Raw genomic sequence first — 16,243 nt, forward strand, 5'->3', positions numbered from 1 at the left:
CCGCGGAACGCGATCGGTCCGGGGCCGCCCGGGGCCCCTGAGGGGAGGTCAGCCCTCGTCAGCGGCACCGGCCACGGTCTCCTCGGCCACCGCCTTCTTCGCGGTGGTCTTCTTGGCGGCGGTCTTGGCGGTCGCCGTCTTCTTGGCCGCCGTCTTGGCGGTCGTCGTCTTCTTCGCCGCCGTCTTCTTCGCCGCGGTCGTGGTCGCGGTCGCCTTCTTCGCGGCGGTCTTCTTGGCCGGCGCCTTCTTGGCCGCCTTCTTCACCGGCCCACGGGCCCGCTTCTCGGCGAGCAGCTCGTAGCCGCGCTCGGGCGTGATCGTCTCCACGTCGTCGTCCTTGCGGAGCGTCGCGTTGGTCTCACCATCGGTCACGTACGGCCCGAACCGGCCGTCCTTGACCACCACCGGACGCTCGCTGACCGGGTCGGTGCCCAGCTCCTTGAGCGGCGGCGCGGCGGCGGCCCGGCCACGCTGCTTGGGCTGGGCGTAGATCGCCAGCGCCTCCTCCAGGGTGACCGTGAAGAGCTGGTCCTCGCTGGTCAGCGAGCGCGAGTCGGTCCCCTTCTTGAGGTACGGCCCGTACCGGCCGTTCTGCGCGGTGATCTCCACGCCCTCGGCGTCCGCGCCGACCACCCGCGGCAGCGACAGCAGCCGCAGCGCGTCCTGAAGCGTCACCGTCTCCAGCGACATGGTCTTGAAGAGCGAGGCGGTGCGCGGCTTGACCGCGTTCTTGCCGGTCTTGGGCGTGCCCTCGGGCAGCACCTCGGTCACGTAGGGCCCGTAGCGGCCGTCCTTGGCGATCAGCGGGTTGCCGCTGACCGGGTCGGTGCCCAGCTCGAAGTCACCGCTCGGCTTGGCCAGCAGCTCCTCGGCCAGCTCGACGGTCAGCTCGTCCGGCGGCAGCTCGTCCGGGATGTCGGCCCGCTGTCCGGGCTCGCCCTCCACCGCGGCCGCCTTTTCGACGTACGGCCCGTAGCGGCCGACCCGCAGCGTGATCTCCTCGCTGAGCGGGAACGAGCTGATCTCCCGGGCGTCGATCGCGCCGAGGTCGGTGACCAGCTCCTTCAGCCCGCCCAGGTGGTCGCCGTCGCCGTTGCCGGCCTCCGCCGCGCCGCCGACCGCGTGGCCCTCGCCCTCGCCGAAGTAGAAGCGCTTGAGCCACGGCACGGACTGCGCCTCACCGTTGGCGATCCGGTCGAGGTCGTCCTCCATCCGGGCGGTGAAGTCGTAGTCGACCAGCCGGCCGAAGTGCTTCTCCAGCAGGTTGACCACGGCGAAGGAGAGGAAGGACGGCACCAGCGCCGTCCCCTTCTTGAAGACGTACTTGCGGTTGATGATCGTGTCGATGATCGAGGCGTAGGTCGAGGGCCGGCCGATCTCCCGGTCCTCCAGCTCCTTGACCAGCGAGGCCTCGGTGAAGCGGGCCGGCGGCTTGGTGCTGTGGCCCTCGGAGGTGATCCGCTCGGCGGCCAGCGGGTCGCCCTGGGTCATCTGCGGCAGCCGGCGCTCGCGGTCGTCCAGCTCGGCGTTCGGGTCGTCGGCGCCCTCGACGTAGGCCTTGAGGAAGCCGTGGAAGGTGATGATCTTGCCGGAGGCGGAGAACTCGACGTCCCGGCGGTCGGCCGACAGGCCGCCGACCTTGACCGTCACGGACTGCCCGACGGCGTCCTTCATCTGGGAGGCGACGGTGCGCATCCAGATCAGCTCGTAGAGGCGGAACTCGTCCCCGCCCAGCGCCGTCTCGGCCGGGGTCCGGAAGCGGTCGCCGGAGGGGCGGATCGCCTCGTGCGCCTCCTGGGCGTTCTTGACCTTGCTGGCGTAGGCGCGCGGCGCGTCCGGCAGGTAGTCGGCCCCGTAGAGCTGGGTGACCTGGGCGCGGGCAGCCGCGACCGCGGTCTCCGAGAGGGTCGTGGAGTCGGTGCGCATGTAGGTGATGAAGCCGTTCTCGTACAGCTTCTGGGCCACCTGCATGGTCCGCTTGGCGCCGAAGCCCAGCTTGCGGCTGGCCTCCTGCTGCAGCGTGGTGGTGCGGAACGGCGCGTACGGCGAGCGGCGGTAGGGCTTGGACTCGACGCTGCGCACGCTGAAGGCGGTCTGCTCCAGGGCGGCGGCCAGCGCGCGGGCGGCCTGCTCGTCCAGGTGCATCGTGCCGGCCGTCTTCAGCCGCCCGTCCGGGCCGAAGTCGCGGCCGCTGGCGACCCGCTTGCCGTCCACGGTGGCGAGCCGGGCGCCGAAGCTCTCCGGGTTGGCGGCGTCCACCGCGGTGCGGCCGGTGCCGAAGGTGCCGACCAGGTCCCAGTACGAGGCGGAGGTGAAGGCGATCCGCTCCCGCTCGCGCTCGACCACCAGACGGGTCGCCACCGACTGGACGCGGCCGGCCGAGAGCTTCGGCATGACCTTCTTCCAGAGCACCGGCGAGACCTCGTAGCCGTAGAGGCGGTCGAGGATGCGGCGGGTCTCCTGGGCGTCCACCAGCCGCTGGTTCAGCTCGCGCGGGTTGGCCACGGCCTGCTGGATGGCGTCCTTGGTGATCTCGTGGAAGACCATCCGCTTGACCGGGACCTTGGGCTTGAGCACCTCCTGCAGGTGCCAGGCGATCGCCTCGCCCTCGCGGTCCTCATCGGTGGCCAGGAAGAGTTCGTCGGACTCCTTGAGGAGCGCCTTGAGCTTCGACACCTGGGACTTCTTGTCCGCGTTCACCACGTAGATGGGCGCGAAGTCGTGGTCGACGTCGACGCCGAGCCGGCGCACCTCGCCGGTGTACTGGTCCGGCACTTCGGCCGCCGTCCCGGGCAGGTCGCGGATGTGCCCGACGCTCGCCTCGACGATGTAGCCGGGGCCGAGGTAGCCCTTGATCGTCTTCGCCTTGGCCGGCGACTCGACAATGACGAGTCGCTTGCCGTTGCGCGCGGTCTCGCTGCTCGGGGACACCTTCGCTCTTCTCTCCCGGTCGTTTCCTGGTGTGCTGGCCGACGGCTGGCCCCCGGTCCTGCCGACCGGTCACGGGACCGGCCTCCGAGGGCAGCGCGGGCTCTTGGCCGCCCGACACACCACCGCCTGGGGCTGCCGCATCGCGACGACCCCACCAGCGGAGTGTGACCGTACCCTGGTCACCCTTGTCAAACGGACGGATCCCGCTTTTTCACCGGCAAGGCCGACCGACGCCACTCGAACGGTAACCCCATGATGGAGGTTCCCGCCCCGCTGTTATTCCGGCGGGGTGTCGCCGACCGGGTGCGTAAGGCCTGGCCAGGCCCGGTGTACGGGGCCGGGAGCAGGCCCGGCGAGAGCCGCTGGGCGCGCTCGTCAGCGCAGCAGGGCGGCGGCCAGCAGGCTCAGTCCGCCGGCCAGGCTGCTCGTACCGAGAAGAATCCAGAACACGTCACGTGGCAGCGAGGCGGCGATGCCCCGGCCCGTGAGCACCACCCGGGCCGGGGCAAGCGGATCGTAGGAGACCCGCACGGAGCTGCCAGGGGCCGGCTGGGCCGGGCGGCGCAGCGGCGTGCTGCCGCGCGGACGGGCGAGCACCGAGACCGGGTCGGCCCGGCCCGCGTCCGCCGCCAGTCCGACGGCGGGGAGGGTGGCGTAGGCGAGCAGCGGAGCGGGGTCGAGCGCTTGGACGGGGGTCGGATCCGGGACCACCAGGGCGGTCACCGGAACGCCGTGCCGGCGCAGGTGGTGGCGAAGGCGCAGCTCGGCCGCGCACCAGAACAACAGTGCGCCTCCGAAAAGCACGAGTACGCCCCCCGCCACCGTCACCGTCGGCGTCTCCACCCCTGCCCCCCCTGATCCTCCCCGGCCGGCGGCCTGCTCCGCCCCCTGCGAACGTGGCAGCGGGGGGACAACCCCGGGCCGACAGCCGCTGTCGCCCGGGCAAAGGCCGGGTCACGGATCGGTGAACGGCTGTCACAGCACCGCAACAGCGGAAACCCGCCGCCCCGCCGCCGCCGTGTGCACAGACGGCGGGCCGCACGAGCCGCCACCAGCGAACCGATCCCTTGGGGGGAACACCATGAAGGCCTACCGCGTCTGCGCCGCCGCCCTGCTGGCCACCGCCGCGCTGACCCTGACGGCCTGCGGGCCCGACGAGGTGACCGCGTCGACCGCGCCCACCGCCGGTTCCGCCGCCAGCGCGCCCGCCGCCGCCTCGGCCCCCGCTGCGGCGCCCAGCGCCAAGGCTCCGACCGGCGCGCCCGCCAAGCCGAGCACTCCGGCCCGGCCGAGCAGCACCAAGCCGGCCGGTGGCACCGGCGGCGCCTCGCCGACGGCCGACTGCACCGCGAACGCCGCCGGCAACCGGGTGGTCGAGGCCACCGACGACGGCTACCTCACCCACGTCTGGATGCGCGCCAAGGCGACCAAGTTCGTCTGCGGCGCCGACATCCCCGACGACGGCTACTTCGCGAGCTACGGCGACCCCACGGTGTTCACCTTCAGTAACGATGTGAAGACCACCGTCCTGTCCGACATGAAGGCCAAGGCGGTCGATCTGAACACCTTCATGAAGCTCGTGGACGACTGCCTGCACAACCCGTCGGCCGTGCAGGCGCCGAACTACTGCTACGGGAACCAGTACAGCATCACGGCGAACAGCCAGAACGTGATCACCAGCATCACCCAGCAGTACCACCCGTAGCAGCCAGCATGACTGACTGATCGTCAGATCATCACCACGAGGCCGCGGCCGGCTCGACGAAGCCCTGCTCCAGCAGCAGTCGCAGCGACTGAGGAGCCCGCTCCCGCAGCCCGGCCGGCTCCTCGCCGAGCAGCTGTGCGATCGCGTCCAGGATCTCCCCGGCGGTCAGCGTGCCGTCGCAGACACCGGCGAAACCAGCACCCACCGTGTCCACCTTGGTGGCACGCCGCATGCCCCGGTTGTGCCGCAGGACCACGTGCTCGGGGTCCTCGGCACCGGGCGGGCCGACCTGCTCCTGCACCACGTCGTCGGCCAGCAGGTAGCGGGCGTCCAGCAGCCCGGCGTCGTCGTGCGAACGCAGGAAGTCCTGCCGGGCGAACCACTGCTCGATGTGCGGGCCGAGCGGCTGCTCGACCGGGTGCGGCCACTCCTCGATCCGCACCGCGGGCCGGTCGGCACCGGAGGCCCGCAGGGTGATCCAGCCGAAGCCGATGCCCTCGACCTTCGCCGTCTCGAAGGCGTCCAGCCACTCGTTGTAGCGCTCCTCGTAGGCGGACCGCGGCGCCAGGTGGTCGCCGCCGTCCCGCAGCCACAGTTCCGCGTACTGCGCCACGTCCTGCACCTCGCGCTGCACCACCCAGGCGTCCAGCCCGGTGCCGGCCACCCAGCCGGCCAGCCGGTCGTGCCAGTCCTCGCCCTTGACGTGCTGCCAGTTGGCCAGCAGCTGGCAGTAGCCGCCGGGCTCCAGGTGGGCGGCGGCGCCGCGCACCAGGGCGCGGCAGAGCTGGTCGCCGGCCATCCCGCCGTCCCGGTAGACGAACCGGCTGCCGGGCGAGATCACGAACGGCGGGTTGGAGACGATCAGGTCGAAGCGCCGCTCGCCGACCGGCTCGAAGAGGCTGCCCTCGGCGGTGTCGGTGTTCTCGAAGCCGGACAGCGCCAGGGTGAGCCGCGAGAAGGCCAGCGCCCGGGGGTTGAGGTCGGTGGCGGTCACCCGCTGGGCGTGCCGGGCCGCGTGCAGCGCCTGCACCCCCGAGCCCGCGCCGAGGTCGAGCGCGGCGCGCACCGGCCGGCGCACCGCGAGACCGGCCAGCGTCGTGGAGGCGCCGCCGACCCCGAGCACCAGCTCGCGCCGGGCCACCCCGGCGGCACTGCCGCCCGAGCCGATCCCGCCGGCGCCGCCGACCGCGCAGCCCAGGTCGGAGACCACCCAGGAGTCCGCGCTCTCCAGTCCCGCAACCTCGTTGGCATACGGACGGACGTCCACCGTCGCCCGCACCTGTTCGGCGTCGTCGGCGGAGCGCTCCAGCCAGCCGTCCGCCAGGCACTCCTGGACCGGCAGCGCGGCGGCCGCGGCGGCGTAGGGGACGGGCTGCTGGAGCAGGAAGAGCCGGACCAGCGTCTCCAGCGGCGTGCCGCCCCTGGTCGCGCGCAGCGCCGGCACGGCCTCGCTGCGCGCGAGCGCGGCGTAGCCCGTGGGGCCGAGCAGGTCGAGGCAGCCGTCGGCGGTGTATGAGGCGGCGAGCAGCGCCTCACGCAGTCGGGCGAGGTGGGCGGGGTCGGGATTGGGGAGCTTGGTCACCTCGCCATTGTCCCGCCCGCGAGCCGGGCGGCCGAGCCGGGCGCGCCCTGACCTGCCGTCAGGGCGCGCGGGGCCACGGCTCAGCTCGGCGAGGCGCTGCCGGACGGGCTGCCCGAGGCCGCAGGGCTCCCGGAGCCGGAGCCGGCCGGGCTGCCGGCCGCGGCCGGCGACCCCGAACCGCCCGGGCCGGGCGACCCGCTCGGGCTGCCCGCGCCGCCGGGGCTCGCCGATCCGCCCGCGCTGGGCGCCCCGCCCGGGCTGCCGGGAGCCGCCGGGCTGCCGGAGGACGCCGGACTGCCCGACGCACCCGGGCCGGCCGACGCACCCGCGCTCGCACCCGCGGCCCCGCCGGCACCAGCCGTAGAGGACCCCTGGCTCTTGCAGCCGGGCTGCTTGGCGAGGGCCTTCCCCAGGTCGCCGGTCTGCACCTTCGCCAGCGCCACGGTGGAGAGCTTGGACAGCTGCTGCGCCTGGTCGCCCACGCTCTTCAGCCCGTCGGCGAACTTCCCCTGATCGTCCGTCGACAGCCCGGACAGCTTCTTCTGGACGTCCTGGTACCCCTGCGCCGCCTGCCGCAGCTCGCTCACGGCGTCCTTCTGCAGGCCGGCGCCGTTGTCGATCTTGGGAGCGCCGGCCTTGTCGATCGCGTCGGCGATCTGCTGGTTGGACGTGCCCAGGGCGCCCAGGTCGGCCGCCAGTCGCTTCTGCAGATCGGCCGGCGCCTCGCCCTGCTTGACCTGTCCGGTGTCCTTCAGCGCGTTCTGCGACTGGGTCACCGGGTCCCGCATCCCGTCGCAGACCTGCTTCGCCCAGCTGTTCAGCTGCCCGCTGTTGTCACTGGAGCAGGCCGCCGCGCCGGTGGCGAGCAGCACCCCGAGCAGCGGCAGGCCGAGCAGGCGGCGGGCCGGTCCGCCTGTGCGCGAGCGCGTACCGCCGCCCCGTCCCGCCGCCTGGGCACGCCCGTCCGCCAGCACTCGCTCGTCCACCTGGGAGCCCTTCAGTCACGTCGCGATCCGTCCCGGGTGAACCTACCCGACGACCTCGACCGGCCTTCGGCCCCGGGCGACGCGAGGCCCCCGGGCGACGCTCAGCCCCCGGCCGGGGCCACCCTCCCGTCCCCGACGCCCTGCGGCGCGTCCGTGCCGCCCGCCACGTCCACCGTGCGGCGCTTGGAGGCGTACACCGCGCCGACCACCACCAGTACCGCGACGACGGCCACCAGCGCGCGCACGCCCGCGCTCGCGTGCACCCCGTAGCTGAACCGCACCACGGCCGGCGCGATCAGCAGCGACACCAGGTTCATCACCTTGAGCAGCGGGTTGATCGCCGGCCCCGCGGTGTCCTTGAACGGGTCGCCGACGGTGTCGCCGATCACCGTCGCCGCGTGCGCCTCGCTGCCCTTGCCACCGTGGGCACCGTCCTCCACCAGCTTCTTGGCGTTGTCCCAGGCGCCACCCGAGTTGGCCAGGAAGACCGCCATCAGGGTGCCCGCCCCGATCGCGCCCGCCAGGTAGGAGCCGAGCGAGCCGACCCCCAGGCCGAAGCCCACCGCGATCGGCGCCAGCACGGCCAGCAGGCCGGGGGTGGCCAGCTCGCGCAGCGCGTCCCTGGTGCAGATGTCGACCACCTTGCCGTACTCCGGGGTCTCGCTGCCGTCCATGATCCCGGGGTGCTCACGGAACTGCCGGCGCACCTCGAAGACCACCGAACCGGCCGAGCGGGAGACCGCGTTGACGGCCAGTCCGGAGAAGAGGAAGACCACGGCCGCGCCCAGCAGCAGGCCGACCAGGTTGTTGGGCTGCGAGATGTCCAGGCTGAGCCCCGCCGGGCTGCCGATCACCGCGCTGCCGCCGGCCTTGGCGACGGCCTCGTTGATCGCGTCGGTGAACGAGCCGAACAGGGCGGTCGCGGCGAGCACCGCGGTGGCGATCGCGATGCCCTTGGTGATCGCCTTGGTGGTGTTGCCGACCGCGTCCAGCTCGGTCAGCACCCGGGCGCCCAGGCCCTCGACCTCACCGGACATCTCGGCGATGCCCTGGGCGTTGTCGGAGACCGGCCCGAAGGTGTCCATGGCCACGATCACGCCGACCGTGGTCAGCAGGCCGGTGCCGGCCAGCGCGACCGCGAAGAGCGCGAGCACGATCGAGCCGCCCGCCAGCAGGTAGGCGCCGTAGACCGCGGCACCGATCAGCACCGCCGAGTACACCGCCGACTCCAGGCCGAGCGAGACGCCGGAGAGCACCACGGTGGCCGGACCGGTCAGCGAACTGCGGCCGACGTCGCGCACCGGCCGGCGGTTGGTCTCGGTGAAGTAGCCGGTCAGCTGCTGGATCAGCACGGCCAGCACGATCCCGATCACCACCGCGGCGAGCGCGAACAGGCGCGGATCGCCGTGGTGACCGCGGATCGCGTCCGGCACGTGGTGCAGGGCCGCGAAGCTGGACGGCAGCACCAGGTAGGCCGCGCCGAGCACCAGCAGCAGCGAGACCGCGGCGGAGAGGAAGAAGCCCCGGTTGATCGCGGACATCCCGCTGCGGTCGCGCTCGCGCGGGGCGACCGCCACGATCCCGAGCACCGCGGTGAGCACGCCGATCGCCGGCACGATCAGCGGCAGCACCAGGCCGACGTCGCCGAAGACCGCGCGGCCCAGGATCAGCGCGGCCACCAGGGTCACCGCGTAGGACTCGAAGAGGTCCGCCGCCATGCCCGCGCAGTCGCCCACGTTGTCGCCGACGTTGTCCGCGATGGTGGCGGCGTTGCGCGGGTCGTCCTCCGGGATGCCCTGCTCGACCTTGCCGACCAGGTCCGCGCCGACGTCCGCCGCCTTGGTGAAGATCCCGCCGCCGACCCGCATGAACATCGCGAGCAGCGCGGCGCCGAAGCCGAAGCCCTCCAGCACCCGGGCGGCGTCGGCCTGGTAGATCAGCACGACCACGGCCGCGCCGAACAGGCCCAGGCCCACCGTGCACATGCCCACCACGCCGCCGGTGCGGAAGGCGATCCGCATCGCCCGGTGCTGCGCCGAGCGCTCCTGACCGGCCGACACGCCCCGGGCCACCGCGGCCACCCGGACGTTGGCCCGCACCGCCAGCCACATGCCCAGGTACCCGGTGGCCGCCGAGAAGACGGCGCCGACCAGGAAGAAGACCGAGCGTCCGAGGCGCTGCGACCAGTTGTCCGCCGGCAGCAGCATCAGCAGGAAGAAGGCGCCGGCCGCGAACACCGCCAGGGTGCGGAACTGCCGGGCCAGGTAGGCGTTCGCCCCCTCCTGGACGGCTCCCGCGATCCGCCGCATGACCGGCGTTCCGGCGTCGGCCGCGAGCACCTGGCGAACCAGCAGGACGGCGACACCGAGGGCGGCCAGGGCGATCAGACCGATGATCACCACCACCAGCCGGTTGCCACCGGTGAGTACCGCGTTGCCGGTGGAACCGTCGGCCAGAACGTTCAAGATTCGTGGTCGCACCGGTGCCCCGGCGGAAAGTGTGGCCAGCGGCGCGGACGAGGCTGAAAGCGCGTGCGAGGCTGGCGCGGAGAGAGCTGGAACTGGAGTGGCTGGAGCGGAGGTGAGTGCGCCGATAGCGCTTGAAGCAGTCGCGATGATCGTGATTCCCGCCATGCGTCCTCCCCGAAAACCGGCACGCCGAACGGTCCGGACGGCGCGCACGTGGCTCTGGTGGCACAGGCGACCGGACCGGATCAGTCGGTCCGACCGGATATCCAGGAGCGAGTGTAGGAATCAACGCGGGATTGATATAGACCGCGTGCAGCACAGAACAGAAAGAATCATGGGCGGCCCCGAAAAACCTTGGTTTTCGGGGCCGCCCATGATTCTTTTTCTTGTCACTTCACGTGCGGGGAACATCAGGGGCCGCACTGGGCCTCCTGAACCACCGCTATGCCGGGTGGACCGGCCAGGCCATCCGGATCAGGCCGCCGGCGTCGTCCCGGCCGACCTCGACGTCCTCCACCAGTCCGGTGATCACCGCGAGGCCGAGGGTGTCGTCGGAGCCGTCCCCCGAGTCGTCGTCGGTGGGCGCGGCCAACTCGCTCAGCTCGCCGGCGCCGTCACCGACCTCGATGACGAAACGCTTCTCCTGGTCGGTCAGCGCGACCCGCACGGCGCCGGCGAGGCCGCCGCGCTGGTGCAGGCCCACGGCACGGGAGCAGGCCTCGCCGACGGCCAGCCGGAGCTCGTCCAGCACCGACTCGTCCACGCCCGCGCGTCTGGCCACCGCCGCCGCCACCAGCCGTGCCGTCCGCACGTGCTCGGGAAGGGGGCTGAATCGCAGTTCGACGGTTGCCATCTCTCCCTCTCGGGGTCGTCTCCAGGGGCACACTGCCGCCAAGCCGCGGCTCGGCACTCGCCAACGGCCGCTGCCCTGGCACCAGAACCGGCACCATGACCCGGCATCCTGACGCGACGCCACCACTTTTGCGGCGCGAGCACCCTGACGGGGCGCCAATCACCGGCCGACGCACCGCAGCGGACGCACCGGAATACATGAGGCCGCGACAGAACCGCGTGCGGCCAGGAAAACTCATGCGGCCGGGCACCGGGGGCGCCCCGCTGAGCGGGACGGCCCCGGGCCAGCCGGATCAGTCGGTCGCGGCGACGGCCTCGTCCACCGAGGAGTGGATCGGGAAGACCTTGGTCAGACCGGTGATCCGGAAGATCTTCAGGATGCGCTCCTGAGTGCAGACCAGGCGCAGCGAACCCTCGTGCGCACGGACCCGCTTCAGGCCGCCCACCAGCACGCCCAGCCCGGTCGAGTCCAGGAAGTCGACACCCTCCATATCGACGACCAGGTGGTAGCTGCCGTCGTTGACGAGCTCGACCAGCTGCTCGCGAAGCTTAGGAGCGGTGTACACATCGATCTCGCCGCCAACCTCGACGACCGTGCGGTCGCCGACTGTACGGGTCGACAGGGACAGGTCCACGGAACCTCCAGCACCTTGCCTTGCTACGTCTATTGCGTTCTACGGCGAGTCGGGCGGCATCGGCCGTTCGGCCACCGCTCCCGACCAGCGATCTCCACCGTGCCAGCCGGCCTGCGCCGTCTGAACCGGTCTCCACCGCATGGCCGAGCAACCGGCCCAGGTGCCGCCGGTCCGGCCAGCTGGCCGCCACCGCATCATTCAACCACCTGGCAGCATGCCCGCACGATGGCTTGCCGCGATTGTCCGTCACTCCAGTGACACACTGGGTCTCCATGCCGCCCAGCCATCGCCTGCCCGAGGCCCTGCTCGACACCCTGGTCGCCAGCCGGGGCCGCTCGGACCGGCTCACCCATACGGAGCATCTCCCCGCGCGCGAGGCGCGCTACGCCCCTTGGCCCGACTCGATTCGCCCCGAGATCCGCGCCGCCGCGTCGGAGCTCGGTGTCTCCCGGCCCTGGGCGCACCAGGCCGAGGCGATGAATCTGGCCAAGGAGGGCCAAACTGTGGTGATCGCCACAGGGACCGCCTCGGGCAAGTCGCTCGGCTACCTGGCACCGGTGCTGAGCGATCTGCTGGACGGCACCGAGGCGCCGAACGGCCGTGGCGCGACCGCGCTCTACCTCGCCCCGACCAAGGCCCTCGCGGCCGACCAGCGCCGCCGGGCCGCCGAGCTCGCCCCGGACCGGGTGCGCGCCGCGCTCTACGATGGCGACACCCCGCCGCAGGAGCGCGAGTGGGTCCGCCAGTACGCGAGCTACGTGCTGACCAATCCCGACATGCTGCACCGGAGCATCCTGCCCGCGCACCCCCGCTGGTCCTCCTTCCTGAAGGCGCTGCGCTACGTGGTGGTGGACGAGTGCCACAGCTACCGCGGCGTCTTCGGCTCCCACGTCGCCCAGGTACTGCGCCGACTGCGCCGGCTCTGCCGCCGGTACGGCTCCGACCCGGCCTTCCTGCTCGCCTCCGCGACCACCGCAGGTCCGGCCGCGGCCGCCGAACGGCTCACCGGGCTGCCCGCGGTCGCGGTGACCGAGGACGCCTCGCCCCGCGGCCCCCTGGTCTTCGCCCTCTGGGAGCCGCCGCTCACCGAACACGTCGGCGAGCACGGTGCCCCGGTCCGGCGGACCGCCACCACCGAGGCCGCCTATCTGCTCACCGACCTGGTGGCGGCCGGCACCAGGACGGTGGCCTTCGTACGCTCCCGGCGCGCCGCCGAACTGGTCGCGCTGCAGGCCCAGGACAACCTCGACGCACCGCTCGCCAACCGGATCGCCGCCTACCGGGGCGGCTACCTGCCCGAGGAGCGCCGCGCCCTGGAGCGCGACCTGCACTCCGGACGGCTGCTCGGTCTGGCCTCCACCTCGGCGCTGGAGCTGGGCGTCGACGTCTCCGGCCTGGACGCCGTGCTGATGGCGGGCTACCCCGGCACCCGCGCCTCCCTGTGGCAGCAGGCCGGACGGGCCGGACGCGAGGCCCAGGGGGCGCTGGCCGTCCTGATCGCCCGCGACGATCCGTTGGACACCTACCTGGTGCACCACCCGGAGGCGCTCTTCGCCCGCCCGGTGGAGGCGACGGTGCTCGATCCCGACAATCCGCACGTGCTCGCTCCGCACCTGTGCGCCGCCGCCGCCGAACTCCCGCTCGGGCCGGACGACCTGGAGCTGTTCGGTCCCACGACCGCCCAGCTGCTGCCGGTGCTGGAACAGCGGGGGCTGCTGCGTCGCCGGACCGACGGCTCCTGGTACTGGACCCGCCGTGAACGAGCGGTCGACGCGGTCGACCTGCGCGGCAGCGGCGGCAATCCGGTCCAGATCGTCGAGGCGTCCACCGGGCGACTGCTCGGCACCGTCGACGCGGCCGCCGCGCACACCACGGTGCACACCGGCGCCGTCCACCTCCACCAGGGGCGCACCTACCTGGTCCGGGACCTCGACCTGGAGGCCTCGGCGGCCCTGGTCGAACTCGCCAACCCCTCGTACACCACCTCGGCCCGCGACACCACGGCCATCTCGATCCTCGCCACCGACCGCACCGTGGCCTGGGGCGAGGGCAGCCTCAACTTCGGCTCGGTCGAGGTCGTCAACCAGGTGGTCGGCTTCCTGCGCAAGCGGATCTCCACCGGCGAGATCCTCGGTGAGACCAAGCTCGACCTGCCGCCCAGGACGCTGCGGACCAGGGCGGTCTGGTGGACCGTCACCGAGCAGCAACTGCTGGACGCGCTGATCCCCTACGACCAGTTGCCCGGCGCCGCCCACGCGGCCGAGCACGCCTCGATCGGTCTGCTGCCGCTCTTCGCGACCTGCGACCGCTGGGACATCGGCGGCGTCTCGGTGCCGCTGCACCCGGACACCCAGTTGCCGACCGTCTTCGTCTACGACGGCCACCCCGGCGGGGCCGGCTTCGCCGAGCACGGATTTCGACGCGCGGTGCAGTGGCTGACCGCGACCCGCGAGGCCATCGCCTCCTGCGAGTGCGAGCGCGGCTGCCCGTCCTGCGTCCAGTCGCCCAAGTGCGGGACCGGCAACGACCCGCTGGACAAGGCCGGGGCCGTCCGGCTGCTGACCGGGCTCCTCGCCGGCGCGCCCAGCGCCGGGGAGGAGCCCGGTGCCGAGGTCGAACCCGGGTAGCGCCTGACGCCGGGCGATCCCGGCTCCCGCCCGACGGGCGCCCCACCCGACGGGCGCGCCGCCACGGATCGCCAGGGCCGCCGTGGTCGGCGGGGCGGGCGGGGCCGGAGCCGCCTCGTCCGCTCCCTCCGGGGCCCAGACCGGCCCGGCCCGCGCCCGTGCGGTCGCCGGTCCGACCGGGATCCGGACGCCCCGCACCGGGACCTGGACGGCCACTTCGACGCTGTCCGTGCCGAGATCGACCACGCACGAGACCAGCTGGGCTCGCTGGGCCGCCGCCAGCGCCGCGGCCCGGGCGCACCCGCCGTCGGCGTCCAACAGGAGGTGGTCCGCCGCCGCCAGCGCCGCCAGGTCGGCGGCGGACTCGGCGCGATGCCTGGCGGCCAGCGCCGACCCCAGGTCAAGGGCGAGCCCGAAGACCGCGCACCCGAGGAACAGCAACCCCGAGAGCCAGATCGTCGCCGACCCGCGGTCCCGATCCCGGCACCGGCCACCGCCCGGCCCACGGCCCCGGCCCCGCCCGGAGCACCCGTCCCGAGCACCGACACCGGCCGGCGCCGGTCCGTCGGACAGCATCACTCCACCTCCCTTCCGATCCGGTCCTCCCGTGCGGCCACGGCTGTTGCGGAGACCGTCACCGAGAGCGCGGATGCCAGCCGCCCGACCCCGAGACACTTCGCTTCCACCAGGGCCGAGACCGTGTCGCCGCCCGTGAGCACCTGGATGGTCGCCCCCGGCGGGGCGACCACGGCGGCCTTGGCGACAGCGTCGGCGTCACCCCGTGCCGCCGTCCGGGCCGCGACCCGCGCGGCGTCGATGCACCGGAGCTGCGCGGCCCCGGCCAGAACGCCCCACAGGAGCATCGCGAGCAGCAGCACCAGTGAAGGCACCACCACCGCCGTCTCCGCGGTCACATACCCCGCCTCGTGGGCAGCCCGGCCGGCCCGCCCGGCCCGCCTGGCACGGACACGGCCGACGAGCGCGCGGCGCCACCGGGCGGTGAGCCGCCGACGCCGAACCGGCGGCCCCGGCCCGTCAGACCACATGGAGCGCCCGATTCACCAGCTCGGTCAGCGCAGTGGTCACCGCCTCACTCGTCACGACCTTGTACAGCAAGGCCGCGAACCCGCAGGCCGCCACCGTTCCGATCGCGTATTCGGCGGTCGACATCCCTTCGTCGCCGGCGTCGACGAAGCTGCGACGAAGAAGGCGCAGGAACCGGTGCAACGCGTAGCGGACGGACTCGCGCACCCGCCGCCGCGGCCTGCGGTGCGTGGGTGCGGACGCCGGCCCGGCCCGCCCCGGTCGCCCGAGGGACCGCACCTCATCCGGGACTTCGGCCGTCGGCCCGACCGCCGACGGCACGGGCAGGCGCCGGACGGCCGCCAGTCCACCGGTCGCCGCTCGGCCCTCTCCCGACCGCTCGTGCGACGGCGACGCGATGAAGGTCACCACCGGACCTCCCCGACCGGCACCACGGTTCATCGCGCTGGCCCTGCGCCTGCCACGGGCTCCGTTCGTTCCACTCATCGTTCTCACTGCCTTCCGTTGAGGAGTTCTCGGTTTCATATCTGACGTCACGCCACCTGCTGCTTCCAGCAAGAGACTTGCCAGTCACACCCGCCGACCGAACGCCGCCGCCAGGCCCGTGACCACGGGCACGATGCCGATCAGGACGAACGCCGGCAGGAAGCACAGACCCAGCGGCGCGGTCGCCAGCACTCCTGCACGACGCACCCGGGTGTGCGCGGCGCGAGCCGCCGCTGACCGCTGGGAGAGGGCCAGACCGGCGAGCACCGCGGCCGGCGGCGCGCCGCTGACGGTGGCGCGCACCAGGCATCGGGCCAGCGGGGCCAGCGCCGGGCAGTCAGCGCCCAGCCGTTGCCAGCACTGCGCCGGCGGCGCTCCCAGGGCCAACTCCGCCGACACGGCGGCCAGCCGTGTCCGCATCGGGTCACCGATCGTCCGCGCGACGGCTTCGGCGGCCTGCGCCGGGGAGGCGGACGACCCGAGGCAAGCGGCCAGCAGGTCGGCGGTCAAGGGAAGTTGAGCCACCAGCGCACCCGGCTCGCCCGACGCCCGACCGGCGCGGCCCGAGCGGAACACCGGCGGCCCCCGCCACAGCAGCAGCACCGCCGCCAGCACTCCCCCCAGCACGCCCACCGCGCCAGGCACCAGTGCAGCCACCAGCGCGCCGACGAGCAGCGGCACCCCGCCCCTTGCCTTCATCCGCCAGCGGCCCCTCGGCCGGCCACGCCCGGTGCCGCCGGCGGCCCGGGTCGGCCGATCTCCTTCCCGTTCCCCGAAGAGCCCCACCCGAGCCGCCCGGCGGCGCTGGGCCCGACGCCGCAGCAATCGGCCAGCGGTTGCCACCAGCACGAGCACCGGCGTGAACGCCCCCGTCAGGATCACCAGCGGCAACGGCACCGGCAGCGCCTGGGCCAGTCTCGACACCGT

12 protein-coding genes and 1 pseudogene are annotated in these 16,243 nt (G+C 73.3%); 2 read left to right on the forward strand and 11 right to left on the reverse strand.

Annotated elements, in window-relative coordinates; genetic code table 11:
- Positions 1-48: 48 nt before the first annotated feature.
- Both topA and OG294_RS18820 read right to left on the reverse strand, forming a co-directional pair.
- Positions 49-2,931, reverse strand: coding sequence for a type I DNA topoisomerase (gene topA / locus OG294_RS18815; protein ID WP_327067665.1), 2,883 nt, complete (start codon positions 2,929-2,931; stop codon positions 49-51).
- A 375-nt stretch (positions 2,932-3,306) separates the two neighbouring features.
- Positions 3,307-3,714 carry a hypothetical protein gene (locus tag OG294_RS18820; RefSeq protein ID WP_327067666.1) on the reverse strand — a complete coding sequence of 136 codons (408 nt, stop codon included), beginning with the start codon at positions 3,712-3,714 and terminating at the stop codon, positions 3,307-3,309.
- Positions 3,715-4,012: 298 nt separating this feature from the next.
- Between OG294_RS18820 and OG294_RS18825 the strand changes: the two genes are divergently transcribed.
- A complete protein-coding gene (locus tag OG294_RS18825) occupies positions 4,013-4,636 on the forward strand; it encodes a hypothetical protein (protein WP_327067667.1) in 624 nt (207 codons plus the stop codon).
- Between the two features lie 31 nt (positions 4,637-4,667).
- On the opposite strand, the gene OG294_RS18830 is transcribed toward OG294_RS18825, so the two are convergent.
- From OG294_RS18830 to bldG, 5 genes are all read right to left on the reverse strand, one after another.
- Positions 4,668-6,218, reverse strand: a complete 1,551-nt coding sequence (locus tag OG294_RS18830) for a DUF7059 domain-containing protein (RefSeq protein ID WP_327067668.1) — start codon at positions 6,216-6,218, stop codon at positions 4,668-4,670.
- Positions 6,219-6,298: 80 nt separating this feature from the next.
- Complete coding sequence (locus OG294_RS18835) at positions 6,299-7,204, reverse strand: hypothetical protein (RefSeq protein WP_327067669.1); 906 nt, start codon at positions 7,202-7,204, stop codon at positions 6,299-6,301.
- Positions 7,205-7,305: 101 nt separating this feature from the next.
- The gene (locus OG294_RS18840) at positions 7,306-9,669 is read right to left on the reverse strand and encodes a sodium-translocating pyrophosphatase (protein ID WP_327067670.1); all 2,364 of its coding nucleotides are present in this window, start codon (positions 9,667-9,669) and stop codon (positions 7,306-7,308) included.
- A 445-nt stretch (positions 9,670-10,114) separates the two neighbouring features.
- Positions 10,115-10,525, reverse strand: coding sequence for an ATP-binding protein (locus OG294_RS18845; protein ID WP_327067671.1), 411 nt, complete (start codon positions 10,523-10,525; stop codon positions 10,115-10,117).
- 292 nt (positions 10,526-10,817) lie between these two features.
- A complete protein-coding gene (bldG, locus tag OG294_RS18850) occupies positions 10,818-11,159 on the reverse strand; it encodes an anti-sigma factor antagonist BldG (protein ID WP_327067672.1) in 342 nt (113 codons plus the stop codon).
- Positions 11,160-11,431: 272 nt separating this feature from the next.
- Here bldG and OG294_RS18855 point away from each other — a divergent pair, with 272 nt between their 5' ends.
- Positions 11,432-13,786 (forward strand): DEAD/DEAH box helicase, encoded by a 2,355-nt coding sequence (locus OG294_RS18855; RefSeq protein ID WP_327067673.1) that lies wholly within the window; start codon positions 11,432-11,434, stop codon positions 13,784-13,786.
- A gap of 201 nt (positions 13,787-13,987) precedes the next feature.
- On the opposite strand, the pseudogene OG294_RS18860 reads toward OG294_RS18855, so the two are convergent.
- From OG294_RS18860 to OG294_RS18875, 4 genes and pseudogenes are all read right to left on the reverse strand, one after another.
- A pseudogene (locus OG294_RS18860) lies at positions 13,988-14,362 on the reverse strand (Rv3654c family TadE-like protein); the annotation flags it as partial.
- Complete coding sequence (locus tag OG294_RS18865) at positions 14,362-14,700, reverse strand: TadE family type IV pilus minor pilin (RefSeq protein WP_327067674.1); 339 nt, start codon at positions 14,698-14,700, stop codon at positions 14,362-14,364. The gene OG294_RS18865 and the pseudogene OG294_RS18860, both read right to left, overlap by 1 nt.
- Before the next feature lie 121 nt (positions 14,701-14,821).
- Positions 14,822-15,238, reverse strand: a complete 417-nt coding sequence (locus OG294_RS18870; RefSeq protein WP_327067675.1) for a DUF4244 domain-containing protein — start codon at positions 15,236-15,238, stop codon at positions 14,822-14,824.
- A gap of 162 nt (positions 15,239-15,400) precedes the next feature.
- Positions 15,401-16,240, reverse strand: a complete 840-nt coding sequence (locus tag OG294_RS18875; protein WP_327067676.1) for a type II secretion system F family protein — start codon at positions 16,238-16,240, stop codon at positions 15,401-15,403.
- Positions 16,241-16,243 lie beyond the last annotated feature (3 nt).

It is taken from the genome of Kitasatospora sp. NBC_01302, assembly GCF_035976515.1.
Classification (GTDB): domain Bacteria; phylum Actinomycetota; class Actinomycetes; order Streptomycetales; family Streptomycetaceae; genus Kitasatospora.